The organism is Streptomyces yunnanensis (assembly GCF_029011865.1).
GTDB lineage: Bacteria > Actinomycetota > Actinomycetes > Streptomycetales > Streptomycetaceae > Streptomyces > Streptomyces yunnanensis.
Window position 1 is genome coordinate 4,282,715 of sequence record NZ_CP095749.1, and the last position, 18,692, is coordinate 4,301,406.

Annotated in this window: 18 protein-coding genes; 4 read left to right on the forward strand and 14 right to left on the reverse strand. The window is 71.7% G+C overall.

Annotation, left to right across the window (positions count from 1 at the left end):
- Positions 1–33: 33 nt before the first annotated feature.
- From MOV08_RS18305 to MOV08_RS18315, 3 genes are read right to left on the reverse strand one after another with little or no spacing between them, the layout of a single operon-like run.
- Complete coding sequence (locus MOV08_RS18305) at positions 34–519, reverse strand: NUDIX hydrolase (protein WP_078875798.1); 486 nt, start codon at positions 517–519, stop codon at positions 34–36.
- Between the two features lie 18 nt (positions 520–537).
- A complete protein-coding gene (locus tag MOV08_RS18310) occupies positions 538–1,857 on the reverse strand; it encodes a CHAD domain-containing protein (protein WP_275308135.1) in 1,320 nt (439 codons plus the stop codon).
- A 55-nt stretch (positions 1,858–1,912) separates the two neighbouring features.
- Positions 1,913–4,210 (reverse strand): RNA degradosome polyphosphate kinase, encoded by a 2,298-nt coding sequence (locus MOV08_RS18315; RefSeq protein WP_275308137.1) that lies wholly within the window; start codon positions 4,208–4,210, stop codon positions 1,913–1,915.
- A gap of 318 nt (positions 4,211–4,528) precedes the next feature.
- Between MOV08_RS18315 and MOV08_RS18320 the strand changes: the two genes are divergently transcribed.
- On the forward strand, positions 4,529–5,170 hold the full coding sequence (locus MOV08_RS18320; protein WP_275308138.1) for a GNAT family N-acetyltransferase: 642 nt from the start codon (positions 4,529–4,531) through the stop codon (positions 5,168–5,170).
- Between the two features lie 46 nt (positions 5,171–5,216).
- Here the strand turns inward: MOV08_RS18320 and mshD are convergent, their stop codons facing one another.
- Positions 5,217–6,188, reverse strand: coding sequence for a mycothiol synthase (mshD, locus tag MOV08_RS18325; protein ID WP_107080325.1), 972 nt, complete (start codon positions 6,186–6,188; stop codon positions 5,217–5,219).
- 186 nt (positions 6,189–6,374) lie between these two features.
- Between mshD and MOV08_RS18330 the strand changes: the two genes are divergently transcribed.
- Positions 6,375–8,228 (forward strand): bifunctional metallophosphatase/5'-nucleotidase, encoded by a 1,854-nt coding sequence (locus MOV08_RS18330; RefSeq protein WP_275308140.1) that lies wholly within the window; start codon positions 6,375–6,377, stop codon positions 8,226–8,228.
- A 301-nt stretch (positions 8,229–8,529) separates the two neighbouring features.
- On the opposite strand, the gene MOV08_RS18335 is transcribed toward MOV08_RS18330, so the two are convergent.
- On the reverse strand, positions 8,530–9,297 hold the full coding sequence (locus MOV08_RS18335; protein ID WP_338057172.1) for a helix-turn-helix domain-containing protein: 768 nt from the start codon (positions 9,295–9,297) through the stop codon (positions 8,530–8,532).
- 151 nt (positions 9,298–9,448) lie between these two features.
- On the opposite strand from MOV08_RS18335, the gene MOV08_RS18340 reads away from it, so the two are divergent.
- Positions 9,449–9,631 carry a hypothetical protein gene (locus MOV08_RS18340; protein WP_275308141.1) on the forward strand — a complete coding sequence of 61 codons (183 nt, stop codon included), beginning with the start codon at positions 9,449–9,451 and terminating at the stop codon, positions 9,629–9,631.
- A gap of 359 nt (positions 9,632–9,990) precedes the next feature.
- Here MOV08_RS18340 and MOV08_RS18345 read toward each other — a convergent pair whose 3' ends face one another.
- The 6 genes from MOV08_RS18345 to MOV08_RS18370 all read right to left on the reverse strand — a co-directional run bounded on the left by MOV08_RS18345 (position 9,991) and on the right by MOV08_RS18370 (position 13,325).
- Positions 9,991–10,254, reverse strand: a complete 264-nt coding sequence (locus tag MOV08_RS18345; RefSeq protein WP_039633942.1) for a hypothetical protein — start codon at positions 10,252–10,254, stop codon at positions 9,991–9,993.
- On the reverse strand, positions 10,254–10,493 hold the full coding sequence (locus tag MOV08_RS18350) for a hypothetical protein (RefSeq protein ID WP_275308142.1): 240 nt from the start codon (positions 10,491–10,493) through the stop codon (positions 10,254–10,256). Before MOV08_RS18350 ends, MOV08_RS18345 begins: the two co-directional genes overlap by 1 nt.
- Before the next feature lie 13 nt (positions 10,494–10,506).
- Complete coding sequence (locus MOV08_RS18355) at positions 10,507–10,770, reverse strand: hypothetical protein (RefSeq protein WP_039633946.1); 264 nt, start codon at positions 10,768–10,770, stop codon at positions 10,507–10,509.
- A gap of 3 nt (positions 10,771–10,773) precedes the next feature.
- The gene (locus tag MOV08_RS18360; protein WP_039633948.1) at positions 10,774–11,919 is read right to left on the reverse strand and encodes a WXG100 family type VII secretion target; all 1,146 of its coding nucleotides are present in this window, start codon (positions 11,917–11,919) and stop codon (positions 10,774–10,776) included.
- Positions 11,920–11,921: 2 nt separating this feature from the next.
- Positions 11,922–12,251, reverse strand: coding sequence for a type VII secretion target (locus MOV08_RS18365; RefSeq protein WP_052286791.1), 330 nt, complete (start codon positions 12,249–12,251; stop codon positions 11,922–11,924).
- Between the two features lie 216 nt (positions 12,252–12,467).
- The gene (locus tag MOV08_RS18370) at positions 12,468–13,325 is read right to left on the reverse strand and encodes an SDR family oxidoreductase (RefSeq protein ID WP_275308143.1); all 858 of its coding nucleotides are present in this window, start codon (positions 13,323–13,325) and stop codon (positions 12,468–12,470) included.
- A gap of 191 nt (positions 13,326–13,516) precedes the next feature.
- Here MOV08_RS18370 and MOV08_RS18375 point away from each other — a divergent pair, with 191 nt between their 5' ends.
- Positions 13,517–14,941, forward strand: coding sequence for an LmeA family phospholipid-binding protein (locus tag MOV08_RS18375; RefSeq protein ID WP_420834179.1), 1,425 nt, complete (start codon positions 13,517–13,519; stop codon positions 14,939–14,941).
- A 19-nt stretch (positions 14,942–14,960) separates the two neighbouring features.
- On the opposite strand, the gene MOV08_RS18380 is transcribed toward MOV08_RS18375, so the two are convergent.
- The 3 genes from MOV08_RS18380 to MOV08_RS18390 all read right to left on the reverse strand — a co-directional run bounded on the left by MOV08_RS18380 (position 14,961) and on the right by MOV08_RS18390 (position 18,629).
- Positions 14,961–16,625 (reverse strand): ATP-binding protein, encoded by a 1,665-nt coding sequence (locus MOV08_RS18380; RefSeq protein ID WP_275308145.1) that lies wholly within the window; start codon positions 16,623–16,625, stop codon positions 14,961–14,963.
- Positions 16,622–17,362, reverse strand: a complete 741-nt coding sequence (locus tag MOV08_RS18385) for a response regulator transcription factor (protein WP_275308146.1) — start codon at positions 17,360–17,362, stop codon at positions 16,622–16,624. Before MOV08_RS18385 ends, MOV08_RS18380 begins: the two co-directional genes overlap by 4 nt.
- Before the next feature lie 151 nt (positions 17,363–17,513).
- Entirely contained in the window at positions 17,514–18,629 is a 1,116-nt protein-coding gene (locus tag MOV08_RS18390; RefSeq protein WP_039633957.1) for a S1C family serine protease, read from the reverse strand.
- Positions 18,630–18,692 lie beyond the last annotated feature (63 nt).

Sequence of the window (18,692 nt, forward strand, 5' to 3'; positions counted from 1 at the left end):
CGAGGGGCGGAACGAGAAATTCCGTGGCGTCGCTCAGCCGTCCTCGTCCGGCACCCGGCCGGTCGCGTGCAGCGCGCTGAGCAGGGCCGCCACCAGTTCCCTGTCGCGGTCCCGGGTGAGCAGGTCGCGGGCCGCGTCCGGCGGCAGCCACAGCATCCGGTCCACCTCCTTGTTGGGGATGAACCCGCCGCCGGTGGCCTCGGCCGCCCAGTAGCGCACCTCCTTGGGGCGACCGCCGACGAGATAGCGGACGGTGGGGAGTTCCGGGCCGATCTCGCAGGTCGCCCCGGTCTCCTCCAGCACCTCGCGCAGCGCGCCCCGCCGCGGGTCCTCGCGCGGCTTCAGCTTGCCCTTCGGGTGCGACCAGTCGCCCCACTTGGGCCGGTGCACCAGTGCCAGCTGTATCCCGTCGCCGCCGGGCGCGCGGCGCCACAGCACACAGCCCGCCGCCCGGATCGGCCCGGCCGGCGCCCGGTCGCCGGCCGCCCCGCCGTCCTTGCGGCCCGCCGTCCTGCCCATCGCTCCCCTCGCCCCGCTTCAGCCGGTGCGCTCGACGGACGGGCCCGGCAGCCACACCCGGCCGAAGGCGTAGCGGGCCGCCTCGACCTCGTGGCGCTGGTCGGCGTGGAGCACGCCCAGCGCGTAGGCGGTGGCCGGCGCGATCCGCGGCGTACGGGCCGCGGCGGCGGCAGCGGCGGCGGCCTCGGCGGCGTCCCGGTGGTGCTCCAGCGCCAGGCCGGACTCGGTCAGCCGGGAGTCGATCGCGTCCGGGGCGACCACCTCCTGGCCGTAGTGGCTCAGCCGGACCAGCAGCCGCGCCTGGTGCCAGGGCGCGTCCTGGTGACGGGCGACGGCGAGCGCGTCGGCGTTGTACGGGTGGCCGGCGCGGGCCAGCGGCAGGGTGGCGACCGCCTCGGCGAGCCGTCGGTGAGCCAGCTCGGCGAGCGGCGGCAGCGCCTCCGCGGCGGACACCTCGCCGGCCCGGCGGGCCAGCGGCGCCTCGGAGGCCAGCACCGCGAGCGCGTCCGCGACGGCGTGGAAGCGGGACGAGCCGAGCGCCTGGAGGGCGGCGGAGTGCGCCCGCGTACGGGCGAGGGTGAGCTGCCGGTCGAGCAGGGCGCCGGCGCGGGCCGCACCGGCGGCGAGCGCGCTCTCGGCGTCCGGCTCGGTGGCGGCAGCCGGCACAGTGGAGGTGGCGGTGGACGCGGCCGGGCGGGCCTCCCGGACGCTGCGGGCGCCCCGTACGCCCCGGCCGCCGCGCTCCGCCGCCCGCTCGATCCGCTCGCCCCGCCCGGTCAGCCGCTGCAACGCCGCCATCAGCCGGTCGCGGCGCGCCGTGCACGCCTGCTCCCGGGCCAGCGTGCCGCTCAACCAGCCCAGTTCGGCGCGGAGTTGGTCGGCCCAGATCTCCTCGGTCAGCGGCCGGAAGGTGTGCAGCGTGGCGCTGATCCGGCGGGCGGCGCGGCGCAGTTGCCGGGCCGCCTCGCCCGCGCCCGCCGCGTCCGGACCGGCCTCCCGATGGAGCCGCAGGCTGCGCAGGAACTCCGCGGCCTGCCGGTGCAGATAGCCGGCCAGCACCTCCTCGGCCGTCCGTCCGGCGAGTTCCACCCCGCCGCCGCGGGCCGGGCCGTCGGCCGGCCCGTACGGCGCCCCGGCTGGGTAGCTACCGCCCTCCACCCGGTAGCTCCCGCCCTCCACCCGATGGTTTCCCCCCACCGCCCCGAACGGACCGCCGTCCGCCCCGTGCAGTGCCTCCCCGTACATCCCGTCCCCGTACACACCGTCCCCCGGCCCGTCCACTACTGCCGCACGGGCCCCCGGCGCGCGGCCGGGCTCGTATCCGATTCCGCTGACCATTCCGCTCCCCGAGCCGGTACCGAGGTGACCGGGCCACGGCCCCCCGGCCGGCTGGTCATGTCGCTGGGCCACGCCGGCGCCTCCGGGCGTCGATGAGCATTTCCTGTACGTTCCGCAGCGGGGTGCCGTCCGCGTCCACCGCGTGCCGGGTCCAGTCGCCGTCCGGGCCCAGGTGCCAGGACGAGGTGGAGTCCGAAGTGCCGGTCTCCAGCAGCCGGTTGAGGGCCGCCCGGTGGGCCGGGTCGGTGACCCGTACCAGCGCCTCGATCCGCCGGTCGAGGTTGCGGTGCATCATGTCGGCGCTGCCCAGCCACACCTCGGGCTCGCCGCCGTTGCCGAAGGCGAAGACCCGGGAGTGCTCCAGGAAGCGGCCGAGGACGCTGCGGACGCGGATGGTCTCGCTCAGCCCGGCGACCCCGGGGCGCAGCGCGCAGATGCCGCGCACCCAGATGTCGACCGGCACACCGGCCTGCGAGGCCCGGTAGAGGGCGTCGACGACCGCCTCGTCGACCATCGAGTTGACCTTGATGCGGACATAGGCGGGGCGGCCCGCCCGGTGGTGCGCGGCCTCCTTGTTGATCCGCTGGATCAGCCCGTCGCGCAGCGAGGTGGGCGCCACCAGCAGCCGGCGGTAGGTCTCCCGCCGGGAGTAGCCGCTGAGCCGGTTGAAGAGGTCGGAGAGGTCGGCTCCCACCTGGGGGTCCGCGGTCAGCAGCCCCAGGTCCTCGTACAACCTGGCCGTCTTGGGGTGGTAGTTGCCGGTCCCCACGTGGGAGTACCGGCGCAGGGTCTCGCCCTCCTGGCGCACCACCAGGGAGAGCTTGCAGTGGGTCTTGAGCCCCACCAGGCCGTAGACGACGTGGCAGCCGGACTCCTCCAGCTTGCGGGCCCACTTGATGTTGGCCTGTTCGTCGAAGCGCGCCTTGATCTCGACCAGGACCAGCACCTGCTTGCCGGACTCCGCGGCGTCTATCAGGGCGTCCACGATCGGGGAGTGGTCGGAGGTGCGGTAGAGGGTCTGCTTGATGGCGAGCACGTTCGGGTCGGCCGCGGCCTGCTCCAGGAACGCCTGCACGGAGGTGGAGAACGAGTCGTAGGGGTGGTGCAGCAGGACGTCGCGGGCGCGCAGCGCGGCGAAGACGTCGGGCGCGGACGCCGACTCCACCTCCGCCAGGTCGCGGTGGGTGCCCGCCACGAACTTGGGGTACTTCAGCTCCGGGCGGTCCAGCGCCCCGATCCCGAACAGGCCGGTCAGGTCGAGCGGGCCGGGCAGCGGGTAGACCTCGGACTCGGAGACCTTCAGCTCCTGGACCAGCAGGTCCAGCACGGCCGGGTCGATGGACTCCTCGACCTCCAGGCGGACGGGCGGCCCGAAGCGCCGCCGCATCAGCTCCTTCTCCAGGGCCTGGAGGAGGTTCTCGGCGTCGTCCTCCTCCACCTCCAGGTCCTCGTTGCGGGTCACCCGGAACATGTGGTGCGCCCGCACCTCCATCCCCGGGAACAGCTCCTCCAGGTGGGCGGCGATCACGTCCTCGATGGGGACGTAGCGCTGCGGGGAGGCTTCCAGGAAGCGGGAGAGCAGCGGCGGAACCTTCACTCTCGCAAAGTGATCATGCCCGCTGACCGGGTTGCGGACGACCACGGCGAGGTTCAGCGACAGCCCGGAGATGTACGGGAAGGGGTGCGCCGGGTCCACCGCCAGCGGCGTGAGCACCGGGAAGATCTGCTGCCGGAACAGCGTGAACAGCCGGGCCTGCTCCTTCTCGGTCAGATCGGGCCAGCGGATCAGGTGAATGCCCTGGTCAGCGAGTTCCGGGGCGATGTCCTGCTGGAAGCAGGCGGCGTGCCGCGCCATCAGCTCCCGGGAGCGCGTCCAGATCTGCTCCAGCACCTCGCGGGGCTGGAGCCCGGAGGCGGAGCGGGTGGCGACCCCGGTCGCGATCCGCCGCTTGAGGCCGGCGACCCGGACCATGAAGAACTCGTCCAGATTGCTGGCGAAAATCGCAAGGAAGTTCGCCCGTTCGAGCAGCGGGGTGGCCGGGTCCTCGGCCAGCTCCAGCACCCGCTCGTTGAACGCCAGCCAGCTGCGCTCCCGGTCCAGGAAGCGCCCGCTGGGCAGCTCCTCGCCGTTCGCACCCGGGACGCCGTGGTCGTCGTAGGCATCCGGATCGGCGTCCAGGTCGGGCTCCAGCCCGGAGATGGCGCGACGAACGGCGTTCGGGCGGTGCGCGGCGATCGAGCCCACCGACGGCTGCACCGAGGGCTGCTGCACCGAGGAGCCTGCCACCCTCGGCGATTCCTGGGACGGCATCTCAGGCTGGGCCGGGGCCTGAGCGCTGCGCTGCTGGGTCATGTCCTTATTCTTCCGCGCTCGGGCGCTTCCAGGCGCGTCAGGAGGAGACGGCGCGATCGCGATCTCTAGCCGCGGTTTCGGGACGTTCGGCACAGCGGGCTGCATTCAGTGATGCTTGCAAGCGATATTGAATGGCCGGTAACGCGAACATGGCGGCCAGGGAAGCGGGAAACTACTCCGGGGTGATTTCCGGTCACCCGCCCGTCGGCGATCTTCACACCCGCCAATCCGGGCGAAGCACCGGAAGCCGGACCGGCACCGCCGCCGGTATCCGGAAAGTCCGCTGCGCGGCCCGCCCCCGCTCCCTACGCTGAGCGCGTGCTCAGACCTTCCACACCGCCCATACCGCCGCTCCCCCCGCTGCCGCCGCTCCCGTTCACCCCCGCCTACCCCCTGCGGACCGAGCGCCTGGACCTCCGCCCCGTACGCCACGACGACTTCGACGCCGTCTACGCCTACCAGCGTCGCCCCGAGGTCTGCCGTTACCTCTACTGGGGCCCGCACGACGAGGCCGCCTCCCGCGCCTCCGTCGCCGACAAGACGACCCGCACCACGCTGCGCGAGTCCGGCGACTTCCTCCAGCTCGCCGTCGTCGTCCACGAGACCGGCACCCTGGTCGGCGACGTCACGTTCGTCTACGCCAGCCGCCGGCACCGCCAGGGCGGCATCGGCTATGTCTTCAACCCCGAGCACGCCGGCCGGGGCTACGCCACCGAGGCCGCCCGCGCCCTGCTGGAGCTGGGCTTCGACCAGCTCGGACTGCACCGCGTCCAGGCCGAGTTGGACGGCCGCAACACCGCCTCCGCGAAACTGCTGGAGCGCCTGGGCATGCGCCGCGAGGGCCATCTGCGGGAGAACGAGTTCCTGGACGGCGAGTGGAGCGACGAGGTGGTCTACGCGATGCTGGCGCGCGAGTGGCGCGCCGGGCGGGAGCACTCCTTCGAGTCCTCCCGCCCGTGACGGCGGGTGCGGGGCGGGCCCGGGTGCCCGCCCCGCCCCGCACCGGTCACGTCTCCGACCGGTACATCAGGTCGGTCTCGTGGGTGACGAACCCCAGCCGCTCGTAGACCGTCACCGCGGCCACGTTGTCCGCGTCCACGTAGAGCATCGCGGTCGCCAGCCCCTGCGCCGCCAGGTGCCGCAGCCCGATCGCGGTCAGCGCCTTGCCCAGGCCGCCGCCCTGCGCGCCCGGCTGCACCCCGAGGACGTACACCTCGCCCAGGCCCTCCTCGGCGTGCACCTTCGTCCAGTGGAAGCCGACCAGCGCGCCCTCCCGCTCCGCGAGGAAGAAGCCCTTGGGGTCGAACCACGGCTCGCCCTTGCGGTCGTCGAGGTCGCGCTGGGTCAGCGAGCCCTGCTCGGGGTGGTGCGCGAAGGCCGCCGCGTTGACCTCCAGCCAGGCCGCGTCGTCGGTCTCCGGCTGGAAGGTCCGCACCGTCACCCCGTCGGGGAGCACCGGCTCCGGCAGGTCCAGGTCCGCCAGCGACCGCCGCATCTGCCGCAGCTCGCGGAACATCGTCAGCCCCAGGGTCTGCGCCAGGTGCCGGGCGGCCGGGTGCCCACCGTGCGCCCACACCCGCAGCCGGCGCCCGGACTGGACGAGCAGCTCGCCGCCGAGCGCCCGGCCGTGGCCGCGACCGCGGTACCCCGGGTGGACGACCAGCTCGGCGGCCGGCGCCTCCACCGGGTCGGTGTCCTCCAGCTGCCCGTACCCGACCAGCTCCTCACCGCTCTCGCCGGGCGCGTACACCAGCAGATGCCGCACGCCCTCCCGTCGCCCACCACCGCCCCGACCGGAATCGCCACGCGATGCACCTTCTTGATCGCGCCGACCGCCCCGCAGCTGGAACCGCCCCTGCTCGGACACGGCCGGTTGCCCGTCCGTCCGCGCGGCCCGTTCGATCAGCTCAAGGACGGCCGCGGCCCCTTCCGGCGCGAGCTCGTCGACCACCTGGATCCTGCGACCGGTCCGACCCATCTCCTGTGCAGCGTCAGTCATGCCTGAAGCGTACGACGCTGCCGCGGCGTCACGCGGGTGTCGCGGGCGCCGTCGCGTTCCGCATCGCCACCGCACCGTCACCGAGCCGTAAACCGCGCCCCCTATCCCTCTACGCGCGTCGACAATATGCTGCCGTCCGCTCAGCACCATCCATGGAGGGGAACCATGCCACCGACACCTCAACGGCGCCGTCTCGCCCGCAGATTGGCGGCCGGCGCCGCCGTGCTCGCCACCGCAGCGGGCGTCACCCTGACCGCCACCGCCCCGCCCGCCGGCGCCGACAGCGGCCGCGCGCACCGCCCGGCCGGCACGGTCGACGTCCAGCTGCTCTCCTTCAACGACTTCCACGGCAACCTCGAACCGCCGCAGGGCTCCTCCGGCACCGTCGAGGAGCTCCAGGCCGACGGCACCAAGAAGACCGTCCCGGCCGGCGGCGTCGAGTACCTGGCGCAGTCCCTCCGCACCGCCCGCAAGGGCCACCCGTACTCCGTCACCGCGGCGGCCGGCGACGTGATCGGCGCCAGCCCGCTGCTCTCCGGCCTCTTCCACGACGAGCCGACCGTCGAGGCGATGAACAAGCTCGGCCTCGACGTCACCTCCGTCGGCAACCACGAATTCGACGAGGGCCGCGCCGAGTTGACGCGGATGCAGCGCGGGGGCTGCCATCCCAAGGACGGCTGCTACGAGAAGGGCAAGACCTTCAAGGGCGCCGACTTCCCCTACCTCGCCGCCAACGTCACCGACGACCGGACCGGCAAGCCCCTCCTCAGGCCGTACACGATCTGGCAGCACAAGGGCGTCAAGATCGGCTTCATCGGCGTGACGCTCAAGGGCACCCCGGACATCGTCAACGCCGACGGCGTCAAGGGCCTGACCTTCCACGGCGAGGTCGAGACGATCAACAAGTACGCCAAGGTCCTCGACCGCCAGGGCGTCAAGGCGATCGTCGCCCTCATCCACGAGGGCGGCCTGCCCGCCTCCACGTCCTACAACTACGACTGCGACAGCCCCGGCCCGGTGTGGGGGTCCCCCCGGTCGAGCGAAGCCGAGACTGGGGGAGGCATCTCGGGCCCGATCGTCGACATCGCCAAGCACGTCAGCCCCAAGGTCGACGCCCTCGTCACCGGCCACACCCACCAGTCCTACACCTGCACCATCCCCGACCCGGCCGGTCACCCCCGCACGGTCACCTCCGCCGCCTCCTACGGCCGCCTCTACACCGACACCACCCTCACCTACGACCGCCGGACCCACGACATCGTCCGCACCGCGGTACACGGCCCGCACGCGGCCAACCACGTGGTCGACCGCGCCCAGCCCAAGGCCGCGGACATGACGTCCCTGATCGCCCGCTGGAACAAGCTGGCCGCCCCGGTCGCCAACAAGCCCGTCGGCTACATCTCCGCCGACATCAACGGCCGCGGCGCCGGCACCCCCGAGGAACCCCTGGGCGACGTCATCGCCGACGCCCAACTGGCGGCCACCCAGGACAGCGGCAAGGGCGGCGCCCAACTCGCGCTGATGAACCCCGGCGGCATCCGCTCCGACCTCGCCTACAAGGCGTCGGGCAACGAGGGCGACGGCGTCGTCACCTACGGCGAGGCGTTCACCGTCCAGCCGTTCACCAACATGACCAACGTCGTGGACCTGACCGGCGCCCAGCTGCTGACCGCCCTCCAGCAGCAGGTCAGCGGCCCCAACGAGGCTTCCCCCAAGATCCTCCAGATCTCCCGGGGCCTGACCTACACCCTTGACATGACCAGGACCGGCGCCGCCCGCGTCGCCGCCGACTCCGTCAAGCTCGACGGCGCCGCCCTGGACCCGGCCAAGACCTACCGGGTCGCCATGAACGAGTTCCTGGCCGGCGGCGGCGACGGCTTCCCCGCCCTCAAGCAGGGCACCAACAAGTACGTCGGCCCGTCGGACCTCGACGCCCTCACCGCCTATCTGACGGCCCACTCGTCCCCGACCGCCCCGCTGGCCCCGCCGAAGGCGGACCGCATCACCGTGGTGAAGTGACGGGGTAGCACAGAGCGGCGCCCTCGGTACGGGTCGTACCGGGGGCGCCGCTGTCGTCCTGGGCTCCCTGCCGCCCACCAAACGCACCATCGACGACGCTCGCGATGAAGGTGCGCCATCCCTCGGCACTGCTGGTCAGGACCGGGCCCAGTGTGCGTCTCGCACCTCAAGTCTTTTCATGACTCGCTGCCACCGCAGCGATCAGGCGCCGTGACGCCTGCTCATCGAGCGCCACGACCCGGATTTCCCGGAACGCAGCGTCGTAACGCTCCACTTCCTTCGGCCCTTCCAGGCATCGAAGTCAAACCGCCGCTGCCCCCACCCACAGTTCCTCCGCGTGCTCCACGAACCGGTCGAACATCCCGCCCGACTCGTACCGCTTCAAGTGCAGCAACGGTGAGTCGTGGCCAACCAGACGGGCGAGGTGCGGGGTGACCAGTGCTTCGTCGTCGAACCGGAAGACCGAGAGCGCGATGTGCGACGCCGCATCCGGGGCGTCAGAGGTCCTCACCTCGACGCCCTCCACCGGACCCATCTTCGCCAGCTCGTCCAGCGTCATCCTGATCCTCGTGGAGACCGAGAGGGCGACGCCCTCCACCGCCTCACGCCGACGCGTCGCCTCGCCCTCCGGATCCCCGACCAGGAAGCGGACCCGGCAGCCGGCCTCGGCCTTGGCCCGCAACGTCGCCGCGAACGCGGGCTGCTGCGTCCACAGGAAGTAGTTCGTGTACCCGGCGAAGAACAACTCGCCGTTCGCCCGGCCGACCAGATCCGCCCACACCGTGGACGGACACGCCGAACGGTACGGATAGCTACGGACGATCTCACGGTCGGCGCCGGTCTTCACTCTCTCCGCGACGGACTTCGGCCACAGCATCTCAACGTCAACTCCCAGCGCCTGAGCGGCGTCCTCGCGATTTCGGGCATGCGGTATCAGCTCGGAATCCGCCAGCCACCGTTCAACGGTCTTGGTGGACACGCCTACCCTCACGGCGAGCTGACGGGGCGATAAACCAGCGGCCTGCATAGCAGACCTTAATGTCGCGTTCAAGGCACTCCCCACGGACATTTGGGCGTTCTTCACGGTACTGCCGAGACGGCCCAACTGTCCTTGCCTTGCTCAACGAATGCCTCATATGGGCAGCCAGGATCAGCTCTCGACCAGCAGGCCCACGGGCCGCCGATTCGCGAACAGCCCCGGTTCACGGAAGGGCACCTCCATGCCGAACCCCGCATCTCCCGTCCCCGCCCCCTGGCCCGCCCCACCCCAGCCAGAGCCCGGCTGCGCGCACTGCGCCGACCTCGACAACCGCCGCACCACGGCCCGCGAACAGTACGACCGCAGCGCCGAGACCGACTGCAACGTCATGTTGCGGCGGCATCTGCGGGAGGTGCGCCCGTGATCGTCTCGCTGACTGTTCGGGAATGGCCACCATCTGAGTCAGAGGAGCTGATGACAATGCTCGGTCTCATAGCCCGCTGCCTCGTATCGGTACGGCAGCTTGTCGTGCCGCCCACGGTGTGGGGGCGGCACGCGCGGGGCCGAGTGTGCCCACCCCTGGCCCTCACCTGCGCGGCGGAGGTGCCCCGGCGTGCCAGACCCAGTGCGACCTTCATGGCGCGCCAGCCTCAGGAACCGCTGGACGGTGATGCCGTCCCGTCGGTGCGGCCCTACGTCGTTGCGCACGAGGAGCAGCAGCGCCACCGTGACCGGGCGGTGCTGGCTCGGCTGATGGGGATCACGGCAAACGGCCGGCCCACGTCATAGCAGGCGAAGAGCGAAGCCGAAGCCGACGACGGTCATGACCAGGCCGATAGCGAGAAACACCGGCCCGATCGCGTAGTCGCCCCACTTCTTCTCGTGGTGGGCACGCCAGAGAGCGAGGATCAGGTAGCCACCGGCACCGGCGACCACGCACCCGGCGAGCCCCAGGAGCGCCAGGAAAAGGGGGCCCCAGCCAGGGTCGGGGTGGTTCGGGTCGATGTGCACGACCGCCGCCAGGATCACGTCGTCGACAGCACCCATCACAACAGCCCGAAGGAGAAACCGAAACCCACGACGGCCATAGCCAGACCGAGGACGAAAACCATCGGTCCGAAAAGGCAGTTGAACCAGTTCTTGTCGTCCCTGACCCTCCAGAGGCCCTTGGTCAAGCCGACACCGGCAAACACGAACACGCACCCGACGAACCCAAGGAACTCCAAGAGATCAGGGGCCAAGCCGGGGTCGTGCTTGGGGATGTGCGCGACGCCTACCAGGATCACGGTGCCGCTCGCTTCACAGCAGCCCGAAAGAGAAGCCGAAGCCGACGACGGTCATGGCGAGACCCATGGCAAAGATCACCGGACCGACCGCACGGCCGACCCAGTTCTTCTCGCCCTCGACACGCAGGAGGGCCCTGGTCACGGCGGCACCGGCACAGACGACCAGGCACCCGAAGACGCCGAGGATCAAGAGCAGTCCAGGGCCCCAGCCTGCGTCATAGTTCGACTTGACGTGCGCGACGCCGGCCAGAATCAGGCCATCGACTCCACTCGGCACGGGTCACTCGTCCCCCTTCTGGGCTTCCTGAGCCAGGTCCTGCAGATCCGACTCGATGCCCGAGCCACCCGAGTAGATAGCCGTGTTGAGGCCGGTTCCGAAGCCGTCCCGGTACGCTACGTCGAAGACCTCATGCCCCTCGGCGACGTTCTCTCCGCCGAGACTGTGCCGCTCCATCTTTCCGAGGAGTGTGCCGCCGACGTGGTTCCCGAGGGCGCCGGTGACGGCATTCGTCCCCGCGTCCCACAGGGTGGTCCCGCCATCCTTGTCGTTCCACACGTCGGTGGTGAGGCCGCCGGCGATGTTACCGAGTGCACCGTTGACGGCGTTGCCGGCCCGGCCTTCGCCGCTGAGCATCCTGCCGACCGCGCCCGTCAGCTTGGCTCCTTCCGCCAGCGACGCGCCACCCGCCGTGAACGCGGCCGTGCCCAGGGCTTCCTGGTTGGCGGTGGCGAAATCCTTGCCTACTGTCACCGGCTGGCCCGTGAGCGCCTGGTTGAGCATCTGGCTGCCCGAGTCGGCGACGAAGTTCGTGGCGTAGCTTTCCACACCCTTCGCGAGGAACTTGCCGCTGAACCGGGCGGTGGCGGTGAGCATCCTCTCCAACGTCACCGCCGTCTCCGCGCTCATCCCGCCGAACCGCTCCAGCAGCTCCGCCACCTTCTCCGCCGCCGACGTGAACAGCTTGACCAGGTCCATGATCTTGGCGACCTTCGCGGCCACGGCAGCGTTGGCGACCAGGTCGGAGAGGAATCCGGTGAAGAACGACAGCGCGGCGCCGAGCACCTCCATCTCGGCGATCTGCACGCAGATGTCGATGATCTCTTCGTTGATCTTGTCGATCTCGCCGGCGAATTCCCGTAGCCCGTCAGCGACTTGGTGAAGGTTCTTCGCGACGTCGGTGATGGTCTTCTTCTGGTCCTGCCAGTGCTTCTCGAAGGCGTCGCGGGCCGCGCCGTGCCAGCCCTGCTTGTCGACGCCGTCGATGGCGCGGTCGAGGGCCCCTACGACCTTGGTCAGGTCGTCGCCCATGGAGTCCCAGGCGTGCGCGATCGTGCGCAGTGTGTCGCCGTTGCCGCCCGGGAGCTCCACGCCGAACGCCTGGAGGATCTCCAGGACCTTGCCGTCGATCCAGCTGTTGACGCTCACCGTCACACCCCCTGGTAACGGGGCACGGACTGGAGGTGACCGACGGCCGCCTGGTCCGCGTCCTCGTACTGGGACGCGTTGATCCGCAGCCGTTCGGCGTCGCTGGTGAGCACCTGGGGCAGCTGGCCGAGCGCCTTGACCGTGCTGTTCAGCAGCTTCTGGTACTTCTCCATCGCGCCGTCGCAGGCGCCGAGGATCCCGAACGCCTCCCCGACCTCCGCCGACGTCGCGGCGAAGGAACGGATCGGGCCGTCGAGGTCCTTCGCCTGAAGGTCGAACTTGCCGGCCAGATCCGTCAGCGCCGCCGGCTCCACGCCGAACTGCCCGCTCATCCCGCTCCCCCTGTTCGCTCACCTACGTGACTCCAGAAGTACGTGGGGGGCGACCGCGCGGAAAGGATCTTTAACGGGTCCCGGATACGGGATTGGGTTCCGCTTTACCTCCATGGGACGTCCCATACCTGGACGTGACCAAATCCACATGCGGAACCCGGCCGGGTCAACGGCCTTTGCGCGCAGGCGAATTCGCCGCGGCGCACCCCACCGGGATCAGGAGAAGTCCGCCGCGTGGTCCCGCGCCCACTGGGCGAAGGGGCGGGCCGGGTGGCCGGTGACGCGTGCGACGGTGTCCGTGACGGGGAAGACGGGGGCGTCCACCGTCCGGCCGAAGAGGCCGATGAGTTCGCGGGCGGCCGCCAGCGGGAGGTGGGGGCCGGCCATCGCCTCGGCGGCCTCGTCCTCCGGGATCTGCTCGATGCGCACCGGGCGGCCGATGGCCTCGGCGATGGCGGCGACCTGCTGGGCGTTGGTGAGCACCTCGGGGCCGGTCAGGCGGTGCACCTGGTGGACGTGGGTGCCGGCGCGGTCCAGGAGGGCGACGGCGGCGGCGTCCGCGAGGTCGGCCTCGTGGATCGGCGCGCCCTGAGCGCCCGGGTGCGGGTCGCGCACCACGCCGTCTCTGCGGACCGTCGGGGCCCAACCGAGGGCGTTGGTAGCGTAGTTGCCGCCGCGCAGGAAGGTCCATTCCAGGCCGGACGCGCGTACCGCACGCTCCACCGCGGCGTGCGAGCGGGAGATGAAGTTGGTCTCGTCGTCGGGCGTGTCCGTCACCCCGAGGGAGGAGTTGAGGACCAGGCGCGGGACCTTCGCCTCGACGGCGGCGTCGATCAGCCGCTGCGCGGACTCGCCGCCGCCGGCCGCGAGGTTGAGGAAGAGGGCGTCGGCGCCGCCGAGCAGCGGGACGAGGTCGGTGTCCGCCGTGAGGTCGGCGCGGACCACCTCGGTCCGGACGGGGAGGCCGGCGCGGGCCGGGTCCCGGGTGAGCGCGCGAACCGGAACACCTTCCTCCAGAAGACGACCCACAAGACTGCGGCCGATATTGCCGGTTGCTCCGGTTACGACGATCACGGTGCCCCTCCAGAGGAACGCGAGCGCGGCGGCGGACGCCTGCCGAGAGATGCGCTGAAGATTGACGGTAGTTCAGCGAGGCACAAGGACGCGGCAAGATTTCGCCAAGGGCGACGGGACGACTTTCGCGTTCCTCACATTCCGTGGGCGCGACTTGCGTTCCTGGGTCCCGCTCGTGGTGGGATGTGCGGATGCGAACCCCCATACGCATAGCTTCACCCTCGTCCCCACCTGCACGTCCGGCCGCCTCCGCTCCCGAGGCCGGTGACCAGCCCCACATAGCCGGGCACCCGGACGACCCGCAGGGCGACACCAGGGAGCTCCCGTCGGTCGACGCCGCCAATCCGTACGCGGACCTGGCCGCGCTCGCCGACCCGGAACCCAGAGCGGACCACGCGTACGCCCGGGAGGCCGGGGCGGAGTACGGCCCGTCGTCCGTGCGGCGCGCCTACCTCAACGAGCGGGACCACAGCGACGATCCGCTGGGCCTGGGCCTGCGCTCGGACGACGAGGTCGACGAGGACACCTGGTCGCCCCCGAACCACCGGAAGGTGAAGCGGGGCATCAGCCGCTTCGCCGCCGTCCCCCGCACCCTCAAGCTGCTGGTCGCGCTGACGGCCTGCGCGGGGACGCTCGCACTCGCCGACCGGTTCGCCGTGCTGTACGCGCAGAACAAGGCCGAGGAGCAGGTGAAGACGGCGCTGCACCTGCACGCCCGGCCCGAGGTGGACATCCACGGGTTCCCGTTCCTCACCCAGGTCTTCGACAAGCGGCTCGACCAGGTCGACGTGGTGATCCCGGACGTCGCCGCGGACCGGGTCTCGCTGGCGAAGGTGGAGGCCACGGCCCGCGACATCCGGCTCGACGGCGATCTGCCGACCGCCATCAAGGGCGCCACCATCGGCTCGATGCACGGCAGTGTGCTGCTCGCCTTCGACGACATGAACCGTGAACTGGGCGCGTCCCAGGTCAAGTTCAGCGGGATGGGGAGCAACGGGGTGCGCGCGGTCGGCGAGCTGCCGATCGCCGGACACACCCTGCGCGTGCGGGCCGAGGCGCGCATCCAGCGCAACGGCGAGCGGGGGATCTCCACCGACATCGGGCAGATGCGGCTGGACATCGGCGATGTCGCGGTCTACCGCCCGGGCACCGGCAAGGAGGAGGGCCTGCGGCTGACCCAGAAGGGCGCCGCCGAGCTCAGCCGGCAGGCGGCCAAGGTCAAGTCGATGCTCAGCATCCCGGCGATCGCCGAGCGGATCGGCATCCCCAAGGAGTACATCGACGACGCCCTGCGCAGCGACGACAAGCTGCACGAGCTGATCGGCTCGCCGCGCTTCGTCCATCAGCTGATGCAGGTCAACCTCGTCGACGTGGTGATGGAGCACCCCTGGCTGCTCCAGAAGGTCGGCCTCGACGCGAAGATGCTCGGCGCCCTGACCGACCTGACGAAGCCTCAGCTGGCGGACCGGCTGTCGCTCTCCTTCCAGCTTCCCAAGACGCCGGGGGACGTGCGGCTGCGCAACATCACCGTGGAGAGCGACGGCATCCGGGTCGATCTGACCGGCGCGAACCTGCCGTTCGGCGACGCGGCGAAGGGCGGGGGGAAGGGGAAGTAGCGGCCCCGCCCGGACCGGCCTACGCGCCCGGCGGCGCCCCCTGCTCCCCCGGCTCGGCACCGTCCCCCGGCGCGGCCCGATGGCCCGGCGCCGCCGGCCGGCCCGGCGCACCCGGCTCGTCCGCCGGCCCGCCGGCCGCCCCCGGTATGTCCGGCGGCGGTGTGGGCGCGCCCGGCATGGTCAGCAGGGCCTCCGTACCGCCGCCGGGGGCGTTGCGCAGGCGGACGCCGCCGCCGGCCTGCTCCGCCGTGCGGGCCACGATGGACAGGCCCAGTCCGCTGCCGGGCAGGCTACGGGCGGAGGGGGAACGCCAGAAGCGTTCGAAGACGTGCGGGAGTTCCTCGGGCGGGATGCCGGGGCCGTGGTCCCGGACGGTCAGCGCGCCGCCGGCCAAGCGGACCTCGACCGTGCCGCCGGACGGGCTGAACTTCACCGCGTTGTCGAGGAGGTTGACCACCGCGCGCTCCAGCGCGGCCGGTTCGGCACGGACGTACCACGGGTCGAGGTCGGCGGTGATGGTGAGGGAGGGGCCGCGCAGCCGGGCCCGTTCCAGTGCGGTGCCGACGATGTCGTGGAGGGCGACCACCCGGACGGACGCCGCGCCGTCGCCGGCTCCCGTCTCCGATGGGCGGGAGAGGACCTGGAGGTCGCCGATGAGCGCCGCCAGCTCGCCCATCTGGGCCTTGACCGACGCGAGCAGCGCCTCCTTGTCCGCGGCCGGGATCGGCCGGCCGGAGCGCTCGCTGCGCTCCAGGAGGTCGATGTTGGTCCGCAGGGACGTCAGGGGCGTGCGCAGCTCGTGGCCGGCGTCGGCGATCAGCTGCTGCTGGAGGTCGCGGGAGGCGGCCAGCGCGGCGGTCATCGCGTTGAACGACCGGGAGAGGCGGGCGATTTCGTCCTCGCCGTCGGTGGGGATGCGGATGGTGAGGTCCTGGGTGCGGGCGACGTGCTCGACGGCGGCGGTCAGCCGGTCGACGGGCTTGAGGCCCGCCCGGGCCACCCACAGGCCAGCGGTCGCCGCGCCCAGCACCCCGACGCCGGCGACCACCAGCAGCACCAGCGCGAGCTGGTTGAGCGGGTCGGTGACCTGGTCCATCGGCGCGGCCACCGAGATCGCCACCCGGTTCCCCTGGGCGTCGGCGATCGGGCCGCGGTAGGGGACGGTCGAGACCCGCATCGAGGCGCCGTTCTCGTCCTTGGTGGTGTGGACGGCGCTGGCCAGCCGCCCGTCGGCGACCGCCTGGTCCACGCGCTGGGCGGGGATGGGCGCCTTGTTGGGCGAGGTGCAGACGTAACCGCTCGCGGAGACCAGCTGGATGGTGTACGGCGTGGGCTGGAAGCGGACGTTCAGCGGGCTGCCGGCGCAGCGGGCGCTGATCGCCTGGACGTAGTCGGAGTTCACCTCGACCGTGCCGAGGCTGGTGTCCAGCTGCTCGGTGAGCCGGTCGCGGGTGATCAGCCAGCAGGCGGCGGCCGACAGCGCCACCGCGAACGCGACCGCGACGGCGGTGAGCAGCGCCAGCCGGGAGCGCAGCGGCAGTTGGTGGAACCGCGTCAGGCCGAAGGAGCCGCCCGCCGGGGGCACCGCACCCCCGCCGCCCGCGTCGTGCGCCTCGTGACCGTGCGCCTCGTGACCGTGCGTCTCAGGGCCTTGCGGGGCGTGGGCGTCGCCGGTGCCGCTCATTCCGCGCCGCCCCCCAACCGCAGCGCATAGCCGACCCCGCGCACGGTGTGGACCAGCCGCGGCTCACCGCCCGCCTCCGTCTTGCGGCGGAGGTACATCACATACACGTCGAGGGAGTTGGAGGTCGGCTCGAAGTCGAAGCCCCAGACGGCCTTGAGGATCTGCTCGCGGGTGAGGACCTGCCGGGGGTGGCCCAGGAACATCTCCAGGAGCGTGAACTCCGTACGGGTCAGCTCGACGGGGCGGTTGCCGCGGGTGACCTCGCGGGTGGCCAGATTCATCCGCAGATCGGCGAAGCCCAGCAGCTCGCTCTCGTCGGGGCGGGCGGTGCCGGCCGCCGTCGCGTACGAGCTGCGGCGCAGCAGCGCGCGGATCCGGGCCAGCAGTTCGTCCAGCTCGAAGGGCTTGACGAGATAGTCGTCGGCGCCGGCGTCCAGGCCGGTGACCCGGTCGCCGACGGTGTCCCGCGCGGTCAGCATGAGGATCGGTACGGTCACCCCGCTCGCCCGCAGTCGGCGGGCCGCGGTCAGCCCGTCCATCCGGGGCATCAGCACGTCCAGCACGATCAGTTCGGGGTCGTAGGCGGCGACCTTCTCCACCGCGTCCAGGCCGTCGACGGCCGCTTCGGTGCCGTACCCCTCGAAGGCGAGCGAACGCTGCAGCGCCTCGCGGACCGCGGGCTCGTCGTCGACGATGAGGATGCGGGCGGGGTGATCACCGTGCTCGGCGGGGCTCATGTGCGTGACTACCTCGGATGACATTGCGAACGACCGGCTGGACCTTTCCTGGCTTCAGCCTGACACGGATGCCGCACGGACGGACGACCTGTGGACGACCGCCTGTGGATATCCACCGCCCGGCGGCGGCCCGGCCCGGGGCCGGCCGCCCTCAGACCCCGCTGTTCCCGCCCCCGCCGCCGCTGCGCAGCGCGTCGAGGTCGGCCTTGACGGTGTTGATCGGTATCGCGAAGCCGAGGCCGACGCTGCCCGCCTGGCTGCTGTCCGACGAACCCGGCGCGTACATGGCCGAGTTGATGCCGATGATCTGCCCCTGCATGTTGATCAGGGCACCGCCGGAGTTGCCCGGGTTGAGCGCGGCGTCGGTCTGTATCGCCTTGTAGGTGGTCTTGGACGAGCCGGTGTCGCCGTTGTACTGGTTGCCGCCGAACTCGAACGGCCAGCCACCGCCGCCGCCGAAGCCCCCGCGACCGCCCTGACCCTGCCCCTGCCCCTGGTCCTGGCCCTGACCGCCCTCCTTGGGGACGGTGACGTCACGGTTGAGCGAGGAGACGATGCCGCTGGTCACCGAGCCGGTCAGGCCCTCCGGCGAGCCGATCGCGACGACCGGGTCGCCGACCGCGAGCTTGTTGGAGTCGCCGAGCACCGCGTGCGTCAGCCCCTTGGCACCCTGGACCTTGATCAGCGCGAGGTCCTTGTCCGGGTCGGTGCCGACGACCGTCGCGGTCTTCTTGCTGCCGTCGCTGAAGGTGACGCTCACCTGGCGCGCGCCGGCCACCACGTGGTTGTTGGTGATGATCTCGCCGCTGCTGGTGATCACCACGCCGGAGCCGGTGGACTCGCCGCCCCCGGTGCGCGCCTTGATCTCCACGATGGCCGGGCTGACCGCCTTGGCCACCCCGGCGACCCCGCTGCCGCCGGAGTTCTGCCCGGCGTTGACCAGCGGGGTGGAGATGCCGCCGGACGTGCTGCCCTGCTGCGTGGCACCGGCGATCAGCGCCGCGCTGCCACCGCCGATCAGACCCGAGGCCAGCGCCACCGCCGCGATCAGCGCGATCGGTCGGCGGGCCCGGCGCCGCGGCTCGCCCGCGCCGGGGCCGTCGGCCGCGGGCATGCCCGGCGCGTACGGGGGCGGCGGCGGTACGTCGCCGCGCGCACGGTCCGCGCCGTGGTCGCTGCTGAGGTGGCCGGTGCCGTATTCGGTGCCGTAGGCGTACGGCCGGTCCTGGGGCATCTCTTCGCCGCTGCGGCGGTAGCTCTCGGTCATGCCCACGACTCTGCGGCCGCTGCATGAGAACCGTCTGAGAACGCCCTGAGAGACCCAACAGAA